The 17573-nt window shown below is 49.0% G+C and carries 15 protein-coding genes and 1 tRNA gene; 6 read left to right on the forward strand and 10 right to left on the reverse strand.

Annotated features, from left to right (window positions below; translation table 11 throughout):
* Window positions 1-244 precede the first annotated feature (244 nt).
* Window positions 245-2239 carry an excinuclease ABC subunit UvrB gene (gene uvrB / locus ACTBZS_RS04100; RefSeq protein ID WP_463043352.1) on the forward strand — a complete coding sequence of 665 codons (1995 nt, stop codon included), beginning with the start codon at window positions 245-247 and terminating at the stop codon, window positions 2237-2239.
* Here the strand turns inward: uvrB and ACTBZS_RS04105 are convergent.
* From ACTBZS_RS04105 to ACTBZS_RS04150, 10 genes are all read right to left on the reverse strand, one after another.
* On the reverse strand, window positions 2236-4554 hold the full coding sequence (locus tag ACTBZS_RS04105) for a Tex family protein (protein WP_463043364.1): 2319 nt from the start codon (window positions 4552-4554) through the stop codon (window positions 2236-2238). The two genes, uvrB and ACTBZS_RS04105, sit on opposite strands and share 4 nt — an antisense overlap.
* 25 nt (window positions 4555-4579) lie before the next feature.
* A complete protein-coding gene (locus ACTBZS_RS04110) occupies window positions 4580-4924 on the reverse strand; it encodes a MerR family transcriptional regulator (protein WP_022653087.1) in 345 nt (114 codons plus the stop codon).
* Window positions 4905-5207 (reverse strand): integration host factor subunit alpha, encoded by a 303-nt coding sequence (locus ACTBZS_RS04115; protein WP_022653088.1) that lies wholly within the window; start codon window positions 5205-5207, stop codon window positions 4905-4907. The genes ACTBZS_RS04110 and ACTBZS_RS04115 overlap by 20 nt, the downstream gene beginning before the upstream one ends.
* Window positions 5208-5294: 87 nt before the next feature.
* Window positions 5295-7658, reverse strand: a complete 2364-nt coding sequence (gene pheT, locus ACTBZS_RS04120) for a phenylalanine--tRNA ligase subunit beta (RefSeq protein ID WP_463043353.1) — start codon at window positions 7656-7658, stop codon at window positions 5295-5297.
* Between the two features lie 24 nt (window positions 7659-7682).
* Window positions 7683-8666: a phenylalanine--tRNA ligase subunit alpha gene (gene pheS / locus ACTBZS_RS04125; protein WP_022653090.1), complete on the reverse strand. Its 984-nt coding sequence runs from the start codon at window positions 8664-8666 to the stop codon at window positions 7683-7685.
* Window positions 8667-8827: 161 nt separating this feature from the next.
* Entirely contained in the window at window positions 8828-9187 is a 360-nt protein-coding gene (gene rplT, locus ACTBZS_RS04130; protein WP_022653091.1) for a 50S ribosomal protein L20, read from the reverse strand.
* Between the two features lie 11 nt (window positions 9188-9198).
* The gene (rpmI, locus tag ACTBZS_RS04135; protein WP_022653092.1) at window positions 9199-9396 is read right to left on the reverse strand and encodes a 50S ribosomal protein L35; all 198 of its coding nucleotides are present in this window, start codon (window positions 9394-9396) and stop codon (window positions 9199-9201) included.
* Window positions 9397-9565: 169 nt separating this feature from the next.
* Window positions 9566-10111 carry a translation initiation factor IF-3 gene (gene infC, locus ACTBZS_RS04140; protein WP_444541696.1) on the reverse strand — a complete coding sequence of 182 codons (546 nt, stop codon included), beginning with the start codon at window positions 10109-10111 and terminating at the stop codon, window positions 9566-9568.
* On the reverse strand, window positions 10108-12027 hold the full coding sequence (thrS, locus tag ACTBZS_RS04145; RefSeq protein ID WP_460430779.1) for a threonine--tRNA ligase: 1920 nt from the start codon (window positions 12025-12027) through the stop codon (window positions 10108-10110). Before thrS ends, infC begins: the two co-directional genes overlap by 4 nt.
* Before the next feature lie 187 nt (window positions 12028-12214).
* A tRNA-Val gene (locus ACTBZS_RS04150) sits at window positions 12215-12291 on the reverse strand.
* A gap of 127 nt (window positions 12292-12418) precedes the next feature.
* On the opposite strand from ACTBZS_RS04150, the gene tgt reads away from it, so the two are divergent.
* The 5 genes from tgt to ACTBZS_RS04175 all read left to right on the forward strand — a co-directional run bounded on the left by tgt (window position 12419) and on the right by ACTBZS_RS04175 (window position 17565).
* Window positions 12419-13537, forward strand: a complete 1119-nt coding sequence (gene tgt, locus ACTBZS_RS04155) for a tRNA guanosine(34) transglycosylase Tgt (RefSeq protein WP_463043354.1) — start codon at window positions 12419-12421, stop codon at window positions 13535-13537.
* A gap of 92 nt (window positions 13538-13629) precedes the next feature.
* Entirely contained in the window at window positions 13630-13953 is a 324-nt protein-coding gene (gene yajC, locus ACTBZS_RS04160) for a preprotein translocase subunit YajC (RefSeq protein WP_460430781.1), read from the forward strand.
* A gap of 106 nt (window positions 13954-14059) precedes the next feature.
* A complete protein-coding gene (gene secD / locus ACTBZS_RS04165) occupies window positions 14060-15874 on the forward strand; it encodes a protein translocase subunit SecD (protein ID WP_463043355.1) in 1815 nt (604 codons plus the stop codon).
* Between the two features lie 28 nt (window positions 15875-15902).
* Window positions 15903-16838 carry a protein translocase subunit SecF gene (gene secF, locus ACTBZS_RS04170; protein ID WP_463043356.1) on the forward strand — a complete coding sequence of 312 codons (936 nt, stop codon included), beginning with the start codon at window positions 15903-15905 and terminating at the stop codon, window positions 16836-16838.
* A gap of 85 nt (window positions 16839-16923) precedes the next feature.
* On the forward strand, window positions 16924-17565 hold the full coding sequence (locus ACTBZS_RS04175; protein WP_463043365.1) for a DedA family protein: 642 nt from the start codon (window positions 16924-16926) through the stop codon (window positions 17563-17565).
* The last annotated feature ends 8 nt before the right edge of the window (window positions 17566-17573 follow it).

Genomic DNA, 17573 nt, shown 5'->3' on the forward strand with positions numbered 1-17573 from the left:
AAAGGCAAATAGAAAATATCATTAGGACACATATTTATTTTTGTTTTGCAATTGTTTTACCAATTTCTGGGGAAAAAGCCGCTGCCATTTTTCAAGTAGAAAAGGCAAATTCTGCGTTGAGCACATGGGACATCGAGTCTAGACAGACCGCATCACCATCCCCCTCGGCAAATGCAACTTTATCTTGGCAGATCTGACCAATACAATTGACGGTCTTTTGTCTTTATCTTTGAGTCTCTGCCACATGGTCAACGCTGCTACGGTTTTTAACCTGCACCAACCCTTTCCACCTGCCGGTGATCAACCTCAAGCGATTGCACAACTCTATGCTGGTTTGCAGCAGGGCTTGGCGTATCAAACCCTGCTTGGTGTCACGGGATCAGGCAAAACCTACACCATGGCCAATGTGATTGCACAGACTGGGCGGCCGGCGTTGGTGATGGCGCCCAACAAAACGCTGGCAGCACAGCTCTACGCAGAAATGCGCGAATTTTTCCCTAACAATGCGGTGGAGTATTTCGTTAGCTACTACGACTACTATCAACCTGAGGCTTACGTCCCCAGTCGGGATTTGTTTATTGAAAAAGATTCACAAATCAACGAACACATCGAACAAATGCGGCTGTCGGCCACCAAATCCTTGTTGGAACGGCGCGATGTCGTCATTGTGGCCACAGTCAGTGCCATCTATGGCATCGGCGACCCCAGCGACTACCACCAGATGATTTTGTATCTACGGGAACAAGAAAGTCACAGTCGCCAAAGTATCATCAGCCGCCTCACCACCATGCAATATGAACGTAACGACAGCGATTTCAGCCGTGGCTCGTTCCGCGTGCGTGGCGACATTATTGATATTTTTCCGGCAGAACATGCTGAATTGGCCGTTCGAATTTCGCTGTTCGATGAAGAAGTCGAAAGTCTTCATCTATTCGATCCCCTCACTGGCCATATTAAACAACGAGTGAGCCGTTTTACTGTCTTCCCCTCAAGCCACTATGTCACACCACGCGACACAGTGTTACGCGCTTGTGAAGCGATCAAACTCGAGCTGAATCAACGTCGACGGCAATTTGAACAAGAGGGCAAATTGGTGGAAGCGCAAAGGCTGGAGCAACGAACCCGTTTTGATTTAGAAATGTTGTACGAGATGGGCTTTTGTAAGGGCATTGAAAACTACTCGCGCCATCTTTCCGGCAAGCCGGCTGGCTCGCCGCCACCGACGCTATTTGATTATCTGCCCCCCGATGCCTTGCTATTTCTTGATGAATCCCACGTCACGATTCCACAAATTGGCGGGATGTATCGCGGTGACCGCGCACGGAAAGAAAATTTAGTGGAATATGGCTTTCGCTTGCCCTCGGCGATGGATAACCGCCCATTACGGTTTGAGGAATTTGAAAGTTTGATGCCACAAACCATCTTTGTTTCTGCCACCCCCGGGGTATATGAAAATGAGCACAGCGGCCAAGTGGTCGAACAATTAGTGCGGCCAACCGGCCTTATCGACCCAGAAGTGATTGTGCGGCCGGTATTAAGTCAAGTGGATGATTTAATGAGTGAAATCACCTTACGTGTTCAACAAGGTGAGCGCGTGTTAGTAACCACTTTGACTAAGCGAATGGCAGAACAGCTCACCGACTATTACAGCGAACACGGCATTAAAGTGCGCTATCTCCACTCGGATATTGATACGGTAGAACGGGTTGAGATTATTCGAGACCTGCGGCTTGGGGTATTTGATGTCTTAGTTGGGATTAACTTATTGCGTGAGGGTTTGGATATCCCCGAAGTCAGTCTGGTCGCGATTTTAGATGCAGATAAAGAAGGTTTTTTACGCAGTGAACGCTCTTTGATTCAAACCATTGGCCGAGCAGCGCGGCATTTACACGGAACGGCCATCTTATACGCCGACCGCATCACTCCTTCGATGCAAAGAGCGATGGAAGAAACTGCCCGACGCCGCGAAAAGCAACAACAATTCAACATCAAGCATGGCATTGTGGCACGCGGGGTAGCGAAGAAAATCACCGATATGATTGATGGGGTTTACGCCGCCGAACCGGCGGCACGTTTTGAAGCCAATAGCAGTGTCTTAGATGAAAAAACGCTGGCTAAGCGGATTAAAGATACAGAGAAGGCGATGTTAGAAGCGGCACGCGACCTGCGCTTTGAGCAGGCCGCTGAGCTGCGGGATCAACTGCGCCAGCTCAAGGCGCAGTTGTTTCAAGGCGATTAGCGTTTCAGTTTAGCCAATGCCTCGGCCATCGCTTGATTACGCGGCGGGGCGTTGTCTCGTGATGCAGGTTTTGCTGCAGCACGCGCACCCTCGCTGCGGCGATTGCCCCCTTGACGAGCAGTCGCCGTTGTCCCTAGTTCATCGTCTAAGCGCATGGTTAAGGCAATCCGTTTACGCGCCACGTCCACCTCTAACACCTTGACCTTGACCAGTTGCCCTGCCTTGACCACTTTGCGCGGATCGCTGACAAATTGGTGTGATAGCGCGGAAATATGTACCAAACCATCCTGATGCACACCAATATCGACAAAAGCACCGAAGTTAGCCACATTGGTGACCACGCCTTCCAACACCATGCCCACCTGCAAATCGGTCAGCGACTCCACGCCCTCGGCAAACGTCGCGGTCTTAAACTCAGGGCGGGGATCACGTCCGGGTTTCTCTAATTCGCGCAAAATATCGGCTACCGTGGGCACACCAAAACGCTGGTCAGTGAAATCCTGTGGACGCAATGTTTTGAGTAATTGGCTATCGCCAATCACAGTTTGGATATTGCGCTGGACCGTCGCCAAAATTTTTTCGACGACAGGATACGCTTCTGGATGCACTGCCGAAGCATCGAGAGGATTGTCTCCTTGCATAATGCGCAAGAAACCCGCCGCTTGTTCAAACGTTTTTTCACCCAAACGCGGGACATCGAGTAGCTGTTTGCGGCTGCGGAAGGCACCATGTTGATTGCGCCACTGCACAATATTATTCGCCAAGGTGCTATTCAATCCTGATACCCGCGTCAACAGTGGCACCGAAGCCGTATTGACATCCACCCCAACCGAGTTAACACAGTCCTCGACCACGCTATCCAAAGATCGCGCCAAACGCGAAGGATTAACATCATGTTGATACTGGCCAACACCAATCGATTTTGGGTCGATTTTGACCAGTTCAGCTAAGGGATCTTGTAAGCGGCGGGCAATCGATACTGCCCCACGCAAGCTGACATCCAAATCAGGGAATTCTTTCGCCGCTAATTCACTGGCCGAATACACCGAAGCCCCCGCTTCAGACACCATCAATTTATGCAGCTTATAGTCAGTTTGACACTGCGCGACCAACTCAGCAGCCAATTTATCCGTTTCGCGACTGGCCGTGCCGTTACCAATCGCAATCAGTTCGACACGGTGTTTTTTCACCAATGCCGCCAACACTGCCAGCGATTTATCCCATTCTCGACGCGGTTCGTGGGGATAGACAGTTGCCGTTTCCAACAGTTTGCCCGTGCGATCAACCACCGCCACTTTCACGCCAGTCCGAATACCGGGGTCCAGCCCCATCGTGACACGAGGCCCTGCAGGTGCCGCCAACAACACGTCTTGCACGTTACGTGCAAACACTTGAATTGCCTCGGTTTCAGCCTGTTCACGCAAAGTTTGGATCAGTTCCAACTCCAACGACAAAAACACTTTAGCGCGCCAGCATAGGCGAACCGTATCAAGTAACCAACGGTCGGCTGGGCGGCCTTGGTCACTGATGGCAAAGTGCTGGGCTATTCTTTGTTCGTAATAGCTGCGCTCAGTCACCGGTGTGTCTTCTGGTTGATACTGCACCGCAAGGGTGAGTACCCCTTCATTGCGTCCACGCAACATCGCCAGTACGCGATGCGAAGGAAGGGTTTTAAGTGTTTCTTGATATTGGAAGTAGTCAGCAAATTTAGCCCCGTCTTGTGCCTTACCTTCGACACAACGCGCCACCAAGACGGCATGCTGCCATAGATGTTGGCGAAACTCACCCAGTAACTCGGCATTTTCGGCAAAACGCTCAATCAAAATTGCACGCGCACCATCGAGTGCAGCTTTTGCATCAGCCACTCCTTTATCAACGGCAATAAAGGGCTGTGCCGCTTGTTCTGGTGATTGTGAAGGATCGTCTAACAGAGACTCTGCCAATGGTGCCAACCCTGCCTCACGCGCGATCTGTGCTTTGGTGCGGCGTTTGGGCTTATAGGGGAGATATAGGTCTTCTAACGTCGTTTTGTTTTCCGCCGCATATAAAGCAGCTTCCAACGCAGGTGTCAGTTTTTCTTGTTCACGAATGCTGTTGAGGATGGTCTCGCGGCGGTCATCCAGCTCGCGCAAGTATTGCAAACGCTCTGCCAATTCACGCAACTGGGTATCATCTAGTCCCCCAGTGGCTTCTTTACGATAACGCGCAATAAAGGGAACCGTGGCCCCTTCATCCAATAAACCAACGGCAGCAACGACTTGGGCCTCACGAACATTGAGTTCGGAGGCCAAACGATGAGTCACACTAGGCAGCATAATCATTTCAAAAAAGGCCGCCGCCTCAGCGCGTAGCTAATAACGGGGCTTGGGCAGAAGACAACAAGCCTTGGAGTTCGGCTCGTAATTGGGCAGGACTCAGACCATCGCGTTCACGCAGGCGACGGCGCAGGCCATTGAGGGTGTATTCCTCATCGACTAACAAGGTACGCAAACGGCGTGCAATCAACACTTCATGATGTTGATAATAGCGACGTTGTGCCATGCTGCGACGAGGTTGTAGGGGCAGGAAAACGCTTTCCCACTCTCGTAATTGTTCAACACTTACCCCTGCTAACTGCGCCACTTCACCGACCGTGAAGTAGCGCTTGGCAGGAATAGGCGGCATCTTAGCCACGGGCTGCGCCATGATGATCCTCTACCATTCCCTTGAGTTTTTGGCTGGCATGGAAAGTCACCACCCGACGGGCAGTGATTGGAATTTCTTCGCCAGTTTTTGGATTACGGCCTGGACGCTGTGGTTTATCACGCAATTGGAAATTACCAAAACCTGATAATTTGACCGATTGTCCCTCTTCAAGCGCCAGTCGGATTTCTTCGAAAAACGACTCTACCATATCCTTAGCATCACGCTTATTCAAGCCAACTTTATCAAATAACAAATCCGAGAGTTCCGCTTTAGTCAGCGTCATAACAATCCTCAATACAATGGTAAAAATATACCCCACCACCGGTATGATTTGACATACCGGTGCCTGAATCAATTTAGGCAGGGGACATTACAGACGGAGCTGAGCGGCATGGCTGTTTGCTGCAGCCGCGATCAAATCTTGCATCACAGAATCTACTTCTGCATCTGTGAGCGTGCGGGCAGTATCCTGCATTAACACCTTGAAAGCAAGACTCTTTTTCCCTTCTTCCACGCCTTTACCACGATAGACATCGAACAAAGCAATCTCTGTCACCAAGTGGGATGCTGCAGCGCGCAATGTGGTTGCCAAAGCATCAACTTCTAGCGTATCTGCCACCACCAAAGCCAAATCACGACGTACTGCAGGGAAGCGCGACACGGCTTGGGCTTGGATGGTGTGTCGTGCTAACAGCGGCTGTAAATCAAGTTCAAAGTAGATAGGCGCTGCCACTAAATCGTATTTCTGTACCCATTGCGGATGCAGCTCACCCAAAATGCCGACCACTTTGCCGTCCAGCAACACCTCAGCACAACGACCCGGATGGAGGGCTGGATGGGCTGCGCGGCGGAAAGTCAGCTGTCGTGGTGAGAACAAGACTTCGATATCCGCTTTGACATCAAAGAAATCGACTTTTTCTGCTTGATAAGACCACTGCTCGGCAAAGCGAGTGCCATACGCCAAGCCTGCCAATTTTTCGGGTTGTTCGACTTCACCAGTGGCCGTTTTGAGAAAAACACGCGCCATCTCAAATACACGAACTCGGTTTTGTTTGCGTTTGAGATTGTGGCTTAAGGTATCGAGTAAGCCACCTAACAAGGTCGAGCGCATTACGCTCATCTGGCTAGCAATCGGGTTGATCAGACGAATCGGTGTCGTATTGGCAGCAAAATCGTTTTCCCACTGCTCATCAACAAAAGCGTAGGTCACCACTTCTTGATAATCGCGCTGCACCAATACTCGGCGCAATTCCGCCCGTGGAGTCTGCTGTTCCGGCAATGGCAACATTGCCAGACGGCCACGAATATTGTCAGCGGGGATGGCATCATAGCCATACACACGGGCGATTTCTTCGATGAAATCTTCCTCAATCGCCAAATCAAAACGTGCTGCTGGTGGAGTGATGATAAAACTATCGGCCTGCTGTTCAAACGGCAAACCTAAGCGGGCAAAAATTGCTGCCATTTCAGTTGCAGTCAACGACATGCCTAACACACGGTTCACACGGTCAACTCGCACAGCCACGGGCTTGCGGGCAGGCAATTCCGTCACTTGTTCCACCACTGGCCCTGCCACGCCACCGCAAATGTCAATGATTAAAGCCGTCGCCCGTTCCATCGCCTCAGCTTGTAGCGTGAAGTCAACGCCACGCTCATAGCGGAAGGAAGCATCCGAGCTAAAACCTAATCGACGAGCACGGCCAGCAATGGCTTCTGGTGCAAAGAACGCCGATTCGAGAAACACAGCCGTCGTGTTGTCATCTACTTCACTATTTGCCCCACCCATCACACCTGCTAATGCCACCGGTCCAGTTTGGTCGGTAATCAACAGCATGTCAGCATCAAGAGCAATTTCTTTACCATTCAGCAACGTCATCCGTTCACCAACCTGTGGCAGACGTACCTCGATATCTCCCTGCAGTTTGTTGTGATCGAAGGCGTGTAAAGGCTGCCCCAACTCGAGTAGCACAAAATTGGTGACATCCACAATCGCGGAAATTGAACGCACACCAGCACGTTCAAGGCGTTGCTTCATCCATGCTGGCGTTGACGCTTGGGCATTAACTTGTTCAATCACGCGGCCGAGGTAACGACCGCACGCCGCCCCCGCTGACAATTTCACCCCACGTTGACTGGTGATCGTCACCGGAGCAGGGGAAACAGTAGGTGCCTGCAATGGGGAAGCAGTCAGGGCTGCCACTTCACGAGCAATGCCACGAATACTTAAACAATCGGCACGGTTTGGGGTGATTTTCAGTTCAATAACGGTGTCGTCTAATGCCAAGTAATCGCGCAAATTGACTCCAACTGGCGCATCTTGCGGCAATAACAATAAGCCATCGACACCGTCGGGAATACCCAATTCTTGGCCAGAACATAACATGCCATTTGATGCCACACCGCGCATTTTAGTGGCTTTGATTTTGAAATCACCCGGCAAAAGGGCGCCCAGAGTTGCACAAGGGACTTTTGCCCCTTCGCTGACATTGGGTGCACCACACACAATTTGTTGCAACTCGCCGGTGCCAATGTCGACTTCACACACACGCAGACGGTCGGCATTTTCGTGCTTACGCACAGATTTCACTTCCGCTACCACCACGCCAGAAAAAGCGGGAGCCGCTGTAGTGTGTGATTCAACCTCTAACCCTGCCATGGTCAACAAATGACCCAATGCCTCGCTCGCCAAGTTGGGGTTGACCCACTCACGCAACCATTGTTCTGAGAATTTCATATTATCGTCCTTGCTGACCCACGATTATTGGAATTGCTTAAGGAAAGCCAGATCGTTTTCAAAGAATAACCGCAGGTCATTCACGCCATAACGCAACATGGCAAAGCGATCTAGACCGATGCCAAAGGCAAAGCCAGTATATTTTTCAGGGTCGATATTGACGTTACGCAATACATTGGGATGCACCATGCCACAGCCACCCACTTCGAGCCAGCCACGCTCACCCAAGACATCAATCTCTGCAGATGGCTCAGTAAACGGGAAGAAAGAAGGACGGAAACGCACTTGCAGATCATCGCGCTCGAAGAAACGACGCAAGAAATCGGTCATGGTCGCTTTCAAGTCGGCAAAACTGACCCCTTCATCTACCCATAAGCCTTCCATTTGGTGGAACATCGGCGAGTGAGTTGCATCTGAGTCAACACGATAAACCCGACCGGGTGCAATGATTTTAATTGGGGGCTGGTGTTGCAGCATGTAGCGAATTTGGATGGGGGACGTGTGGGTACGCAACACATCGCCACCTTCGACATAGAAGGTATCCGCCATCGCACGAGCAGGATGATTTTCTGGGATATTTAAAGCTTGGAAGTTGTGAAAATCGGTTTCGATTTCTGGCCCATCCGCGACTTCAAAGCCCAAAGAACGAAATAGACTGGTAATGCGTTCTAAGGTCAGGGTCACTGGATGCAGACCGCCCTGACGCAAACCACGGCCAGGTAAGGTGACATCTAAGGCTTCTGCTGCCAGTTGTGCGGCAAGCTGAGCTTCGGCTAGGGCCTCACGACGAGCAGCAATCGCCGCCTCAACTTGTTGTTTGGCTGCGTTAATCGCTTGGCCAGCTTGTTTCTTTTCTTCTGGAGGTAATTTACCTAATTGTTTTAATAATTCGGTAATTTCACCTGATTTGCCGAGATAACGCGCTTTGACCTGCTCAAGGGTCACGACGTCTTGTACCTCATTGAGCGCAGCTAAAGCAGCGGCAAGAAGAGTATCAATAGAACTCATGTTAGATCGCTATCGTCGAGAAAGGAAATAAGAGAAAAACGGAAATTAACAACACTTCACGGCAAAATGCCACCACACTCTAGCGTCAAGCGTTGTTCACGATTAAAACCACACGGGGATAAAAAAAGGGAGGCAAAGCCTCCCTTCTCTGATGCTTTCGATTAAGCTGCGAGGCTGGCTTTGGCTTTTTCAACCAATTGAGCAAACACTGCTTTTTCGAACACAGCCAAATCGGCCAACACTTTACGGTCGATTTCAATTGCAGCTTTTTTCAGGCCGTTCATGAATTTGCTGTATGGCAAACCGCACTCACGTGCAGCTGCGTTAATACGTGCAATCCACAATTGACGGAACTGACGCTTGCGTTGACGACGATCGCGGTAAGCGTATTGACCGGCTTTCATCACCGCCTGTTTGGCGATGCGATAGACGTTTTTACGACGGCCGCGATAGCCTTTGGCTAAAGCAAGAATTTTTTTGTGACGAGCACGGGCGGTAACACCGCGTTTAACGCGAGGCATAAATTAACTCCTTAAGCGTAGGGCAACATAGCACGAACGGAAGCCATATCGCTGGCATGTACCATGGTGGTACCGCGCAACTGGCGTTTGTTCTTCGTGGTTTTCTTGGTCAGAATGTGGCGTTTGAAGGCCATTGAGCGCTTCACACCACCGTTACCCAACACTTTCAGGCGTTTTTTCGCACCCGATTTGGTTTTCATCTTTGGCATGGGAATAATCCTACAACCTATTTTTTTAGATTCGGCACAAGGTGGTCGATGATCGACACTTAGTCACCTTTGCGCCCCGCTTTTGTGCGAGAGATAACCCTTTCTCGCAAAAACCAGAGCGGCAGGTTGCCCTGCCGCACCAGTTAATTCTTACTAGAACGCTGTCAGATTATTTTTTCTTTGGTGCCATGACCATGACCATCTGACGGCCTTCCATTTTGGGGAACTGCTCGACAACGCCGTATTCCGCCAAATCAGCTTCCACCCGTTTTAACAAGGCCAAGCCTAATTCTTGGTGAGCCATCTCACGCCCTCTAAAGCGGAGCGTGATTTTTGCTTTATCACCTTCGTTCAAGAAGCGAGTCAGATTACGCACTTTAACGTTGTAATCACCGTCGTCGGTACCGGGACGGAATTTCACTTCTTTCACTTGAATCTGTTTTTGCTTGAGCTTAGCTTCGTGCTTACGCTTGCTTTCTTGGTATTTAAATTTACCGTAGTCCATGATCCTGACAACAGGCGGCTGGGCATTCGGTGCAATTTCAACCAAATCTAACTCTAACTCTTCTGCTTTCGCAAAAGCCTCACGTAAATTCACGATGCCGAGTGGCTCGCCTTCATTTCCTACCAAACGAACTTCACGGCCAGTAATTTCGCCGTTGATTCGTGGTTCGCGTTCCTGAGCGATGGCAATTCCTCCAAACTTAAATCTTATTGTGCTGCGCGTTTTTGGGCGGTTTCTGCTTTCATGCGTTCGATAAACGCATCTAAAGACATTTGACCTAAATTTTCACCCGAACGGGAACGAACAGCGACCAAGTTGTCTGCTTTTTCTTTGTCACCCACGATTAACTGGTATGGCAACTTTTGCAGACTGTGTTCGCGGATTTTATAGTTAATCTTCTCGTTTCTCAAGTCAAGTTCGACACGCAGCCCTGCCTGACGCAGCTTTTGTGCAACGTCACGGGCATAATCTGCCTGAGCTTCCGAGATATTCGCCACCACCATTTGCAATGGTGCCAGCCACATCGGGAAAGCACCGGCATAGTGTTCAATCAAAATACCTGTGAAACGCTCTAACGAACCAAACAAGGCACGATGTAACATCACTGGTCGTTTTTTCGTATTGTCTTCAGCAACATAGGCAATATCAAAACGCTCTGGCAAGTTCATATCGACCTGCAAGGTGCCGCATTGCCAATCACGACCGATGGCGTCACGCAAAACAAATTCTAGCTTCGGCCCATAGAATGCCCCTTCGCCAGGGAACAACTGATAGGGCATACCCATGCTTTCTAAAGCACCGGCTAATGCGCCTTCTAATTTGTCCCATACTTCATCTGAACCGATGCGATTTTCTGGGCGAGTCGACAGTTTGATAATGACATTATCAAAACCAAAGTCTTTATAGATGTCGAGAATCAGCTTCACAACATCGCGACATTCGCCTTCCATCTGCTCTTCGGTACAGAAAATATGCGCATCATCTTGCGTAAAGTGACGCACACGCAACAGACCATGTAATGCACCAGAAGGTTCGTAGCGATGCACTTTACCAAACTCGGCCATACGCAAAGGCAAATCGCGATAGCTCTTCAAGCCTTGGGCAAACATCGACACCGCACCGGGACAGTTCATCGGCTTGAGCGCATACACTCGCTCATCCTCAGTGGTAGTGGTGTACATGTGGTGATGATAGTTAAACCAGTGGCCGGAGATTTCCCACAAGCTGCGATCCATCATATCGGGGGTATTGACCTCGACATAGCCGGCTTCTTCCTGACGGTCGCGCATGTAGTTAATCAGGCTGTTGAATAAACGCCAGCCTTTAGGATGCCAAAACACTGCACCAGGGGCTTCATCTTGCATGTGGAACAAGTTGAGCTGTTGGCCTAATTTGCGGTGGTCGCGTTTCTCGGCTTCTTCCAGCATGTGCAAATAGGCTTCTAAGTCTTCCTTTTTCGCCCATGCCGTGCCGTAGATACGCTGCAACATTTCATTTTTTGCATCACCGCGCCAGTAGGCACCCGCCACTTTCATCAGCTTAAACACTTTTAAGCGACCGGTGGAAGGCACATGCGGGCCACGACAGAGATCAGTGAACAGCCCTTCGGTGTACAACTTGATTTGTTCGCCTTCAGGAATCGCAGCAATCAACTCACATTTGTAGTGTTCGCCCTGTTCTTTGAAGAAAGCAATCGCTTCATCACGGCTCACCACACGGTGAGAGACGGGAATATCTTGTTTTGCCAATTCCGCCATTTTCTTCTCGATGGCTTCAAGGTCATCTGGCGTAAATGGGCGAGTGTAGGCAAAGTCGTAGTAAAAGCCATTTTCGATCACAGGGCCGATGGTCACTTGTGCTTCAGGAAACAGACTTTTTACGGCAAAGGCTAATAAATGTGCGGTCGAATGGCGGATAACGTCGAGGCCTTCACTGTCTTTGTCTGTGACAATAGCAAGGTCGGCATTCTGTTCAATCAAAAACGAGGTATCAACCAATACCCCATCCACACGACCAGCAAGGGCAGCACGAGCCAAGCCCGCACCAATTGACGCGGCCACCTCAGCAACCGTTACCGGCTGCGCAAAAGAACGGATCGAACCGTCCGGCAAGCGAATATCAGGCATGATGTCTCCAGCGCACCCAGTGCGCGTGTATTCAGGAAATAACCATTCAGAAGAAAACGACAGACGAAAAAAAAGTGCGGCCGGAGCCGCACTTTTTCGAGAATTGCCTCAAATGGCCCAACCATGTCAGTTTATGGGTGGGTGGTGGTAGTTCGCACAGCCATTTGAGTTATCCTTTTTGGAATTTTGGTAGGCGCGATTGGAATCGAACCAACGACCTCCACCATGTCAAGGTGGCGCTCTAACCAACTGAGCTACGCGCCTGTCGTTGAGAGACACGAACTATACAGATGCCGTTTAGGGAACGCAAGCCCTTTTTGAAAAAATTTTCACTTAAGGGGAGTGGGGTATACTTGTCGGCTAATTTTTCAGCAAGCTTGCCCTTGATAACATGCTCAAATTTTCCGTCAAAAAAACCAGCACCGGTGGTGCGCGGCGTGGCACCTTAACCTTAAACCACGGCACAGTCGAAACACCTGTCTTTATGCCAGTCGGTACTTATGGTTCGGTTAAGGCAATGAGCCCAGCCGATTTACACGCCATTGATGCACAAATCATCCTCGGCAATACTTTCCACTTATGGCTACGCCCTGGCCTAGACGTGGTGGAACAGTTTGGTGGATTGCACCGCTTTATTGGCTGGGATAAACCGATTCTGACCGATTCTGGTGGCTTTCAGGTGTTTAGTTTGGGTGAATTGCGAAAAATCACCGAGGAAGGAGTCACCTTTCAATCACCGATCAATGGTGACAAATTATTCCTATCGCCAGAAAAGTCGATGGCGATTCAAAAAAGCCTTAACTCAGACATCGTGATGATTTTTGATGAGTGCACCCCAGGCCAAGTCGATCATCAACGTGCCGCTGAATCGATGCGTTTATCGCTACGCTGGGCAAAACGCTCCCGTACTGCCTTTGATGAACAAGAAAACCCGAATGCCCTGTTTGGTATTATTCAGGGTAACCTTTACACCGACCTACGCCGTGAATCATTGGCAGGGTTGATGGAAATTGGGTTTGATGGTTATGCGATTGGAGGGTTGTCAGTCGGTGAGCCTAAACCCGAGATGTACCGCATGTTGACAGAAATGAAAGACATGATGCCAGCAGACAAACCCCATTATCTGATGGGAGTCGGCACACCAGAAGATCTCGTGTATGGCGTATCACAGGGCATCGATATGTTTGATTGTGTGATGCCCACTCGTAATGCCCGCAATGGTTGGCTATTTACCCGTTTTGGTGATCTGAAAATTCGCAATGCCCGCCACAAAAACGATGAACGTCCGCTTGATGAGAGTTGTGATTGTTATACCTGCCGCCATTTCAGCCGCGCCTACTTACATCATCTGCACCGTGCCGGTGAGATTTTGGGCGCACACTTAAACACAGTGCACAACTTACATTACTATCAACAGCTGATGAAAGAGATGCGGAATGCAATTGAGGAAGACCGCTTTGACCACTTTGTGACCGAGTTTCATCACAACCGTGCCCGTGGGACAGAATAAGTCATCCATTGCAAGCCGATAGATTTTCCAAAACAATCACCGTTACAATTCTTGTTTAATTTGCATTTTTCCCTCAAGGAGCATTGAGTCTCATGTTGTTCATTACCCCTGCTTACGCTAACGCTGCTGCCCCTGCTGGTATCGATTTCATGCAATTTTTGCCGATGATCGGTATTTTTATCTTGTTCTGGTTCTTATTGGTGCGGCCACAACAGAAAAAGGTAAAAGAACATAAAGCCATGCTCGAAGCGCTGCAAAAAAATGATGAAGTTGTCACCCAAGCCGGTATTGTGGGTCGTATCATCAAGCTGGAAGAACAAAATGTCAGCTTGGAAATCGCCTCTAACGTCACCATTCAAGTGCGCCGTGACGCGATTGGGATGAAACTGGAAAAAGGCAGTTTCAAACCTCAATAAGGGTTTATGAGCTTGTAACGTGTTTCTTTCGAGACAAGCTCATCCTTCGGGCCTGCCATGTTTTCATCATGGCAGGCTTCATTTCTCTTAATCTGGCGCTCGTCTCATGAATCGATATCCCCTCTGGAAATACTTGGTCATTGCAGTGACCTTATTGCTCAGTGCGGTTTACACTTTGCCCAACTTCTACGGTGAAACGCCTGCCGTCCAGGTTTCTAGCACTCGGCAAGCCCTGCCCGTTGATACCAATCTTATGCAACGGATTGAGAAACGACTGGCCAATGAAAAAATTCAGGCTAATGGTATTTTCCTTGACGGGAATAGCCTGAAAATTCGGTTAAATGATACCGATACCCAAATCAAAGTCCGCGATTTAGTGCAACAGGAAATCGGCGATAACTATATTGTGGCGCTTAATTTATTGGCGGCTTCCCCAACATGGTTAACCCAGCTCAAAGCTCACCCAATGTTCCTCGGTTTGGATCTGCGCGGTGGTGTTCACTTCTTATTAGAAGTGGATATGAATGCAGCAGTGGATAAAACCTTAGAACGCTACGCAGGTGATGTGAGACGCGAATTGCGAGCGCAAAAAATTCGTTATGGCAGTTTGAAACGCAATCGCGACAATATTGAAATTTCTATGCGTGATGAGGCTGAACTGCAAAAAGTTGAAGCACTCGTCCGCGACAAGCTGCCCAATCTTTCACTGAAAGCGGATGACAGCAGCCGCATACTGCGACTGAGTTTGACAGATGCAGAAATGATCAAAATTCAAGGAGATGCCATCCGTCAAAACATCACAACATTACACAACCGCGTCAATGAATTGGGTGTGGCGGAACCCGTGATTCAACAATCTGGTGCAAATCGGATTGTGGTTCAGTTACCTGGGGTACAAGACACGGCAAAAGCCAAAGATATTTTAGGCCGTACCGCCACCCTAGAAGTACGCATGGTGGAAGATGATCCAAGCAAATTGGCTGAGGCCCTGTCTGGTATTGTCCCAGCAGGTTATGAGCTATTGGATGAATTGAGTGCACAGGGTTCACAAAAAATTCTGGTCAAACGAGAAGTCGAACTCACTGGCGACAATATCAATGATGCACAACCCGGGTTTGATGAAAATGGCACGGCTGCCGTTCATATCAACCTCGATTCCACCGGTGCAAGCATTTTCCGCCAAGTCACAGCGGATAACATTGGCAAACGCATGGCAATGGTGTTGATTGAAAAAGGGAAAGGCGAAGTCGTCACAGCACCCGTTATTCGTAGCGAAATTGGTGGTGGTCGCGTGCAAATTTCTGGCTCAATGAACGCTGCAGAAGCCAGTGATATTGCTTTATTACTCCGTGCCGGCTCACTTGCCGCGCCAATGAACATTATCGAGGAACGCACGGTAGGCCCTTCTTTAGGTAAGGAAAACATCGAGAAAGGCTTTAACTCAACCTTATACGGTTTTGCTGCTGTGGCCTTGTTCATGGCGATCTACTACCGTGTTTTCGGGATGATTTCAGTCATTGCATTGGCATGTAATGTGTTAATGCTGGTTGCTTTGCTGTCAATGCTGCAAGCCACACTCACACTGCCCGGTATTGCTGCCATCGCCTTGACATTAGGGATGGCGATTGATGCTAACGTGTTGATTAACGAGCGGGTACGAGAAGAAGTGCAAAATGGTGTCCCTCCACAATCAGCAATCAAAGCTGGTTATGAACATGCATGGGCGACGATTCTCGATTCGAACATCACCACGCTGATTGCGGGTTTGGCACTATTGATTTTCGGCTCAGGCCCCGTTCGTGGCTTTGCAGTGGTGCATTGTCTTGGCATTTTAACCTCGGTGTTCTCTGCTGTTTTGGTATCTCGCGGCATTGTGAACTTGGTCTATGGTGGTCGCCGTATCAACAAATTATCGGTTTAGGTTTTTTGACCTAGGTTGAGGAGTCGACGTGGAATTATTCAGTTTTAAAAAAGACATTCCGTTTATGAGCTATGGCAAGCTCACGACGGCAATCTCTTTATTGACCTTTATATTGGCTGTGGTTTTTTTGCTCTGGAAAGGACTTAACCTTTCGGTTGAATTTACCGGCGGCACGGTGATGGAGGTGCAATATCAACAAGCGGCGAACCTAGAGACCATTCGCGAGCAAGTGGCCAAAGTATCACAAGGTGAGCCAACGGTACAAAGCCTCGGCACCACGCGTGATGTGTTAATTCGTTTGCAAAATCAGAATGATAAAAGCTCTGCTCAGTTGTCGAATGAGGTTTTAGCAGCACTCAAAGCCAATGGTAGCCAAGTCGAATTACGAAAAGTGGAATTTGTTGGGCCGCAGGTGGGCGAGGAATTACTCACCCACGGCTTAACGGCCCTCAGCTTAGTGATTGTCGGCATCATGGCCTACTTAGCCATCCGCTTTGAATGGCGGTTTGCGGTATCGGCAATTATTGCCAACCTGCATGATGTGATCATCATTCTGGGATGTTTTGCTGCTTTTCAATGGGAGTTTTCGTTAACCGTGTTAGCCGCTGTGCTAGCGGTGCTAGGCTATTCGGTGAATGAGTCGGTCGTGGTGTTTGACCGTATTCGTGAGAACTTCCGTAAACCCAGTATGCGCGGTCGTAGCGTGGCAGAAATTATCGACAATGCCATCACAGCCACCATGAGCCGGACGATTATCACCCACGGTTCAACCGAAATGATGGTATTAGCGATGTTGTTGTTTGGCGGCCCTAGCCTACACTACTTTGCAGTGGCGCTGACCATTGGCATCGTGTTTGGTATCTATTCTTCTGTTTTAGTGGCCAGCCCGCTATTAATGTTTTTAGGCGTTTCTCGTGAGAATCTCATTAAGCCGCCAAAACCAAAAGAAGAAGCTGTAGTGTAAATTACAGTGCTATTTCATTTTGCCTTAAGCCCGCCAGCTGCTTTTTACAGTATGCTGGCGGTTGTTTTTTGATCTGGGGTTAAGTATGGATTTCGTATGGTTTTTGGTTGATTTCATCCTTCATATCGACCGCCACTTAGCAGAGTTAGCCAGTCAATATGGGCCTTGGCTGTTTTTAATTTTATTTTTGATTATTTTTTGTGAAACAGGTTTAGTGGTTACCCCATTCCTACCGGGAGATTCACTGTTATTTGTCACAGGTGCCATTGCTGCGACAGGGGCTTTTGACATTCATTTGATGGTAGCCACCCTGCTGATTGCTGCGATTTTAGGTGACACAGTGAATTATCATATTGGCCAAAAATTAGGCTTAACCGTTTTTGATCGACCAAATTCTCGTATTTTTCGGCGAGAATACTTAGACAAAACTCATGCTTTTTATGAAAAGCATGGCGGAAAAACCATTATTATCGCCCGTTTTGTTCCCATTGTTCGGACTTTTGCGCCATTCGTCGCCGGAGTGGGTAGCATGAGCTATCGCCAATTCCTATCTTATAATGTCATCGGAGCCGTACTCTGGGTATGTGGCTTTGCTTATGCAGGGTATTTATTTGGTAATTTACCTTGGGTAAAACAAAATTTAAGCCTTCTTATTTTCGCCATCATTATTTTATCGATTTTACCCGGCGTCATTGAAATTGTGCGCCATCGTAAATCTGCTGCCTAATTGAAATG

This window comes from Aquaspirillum sp. (genome assembly GCF_055136605.1).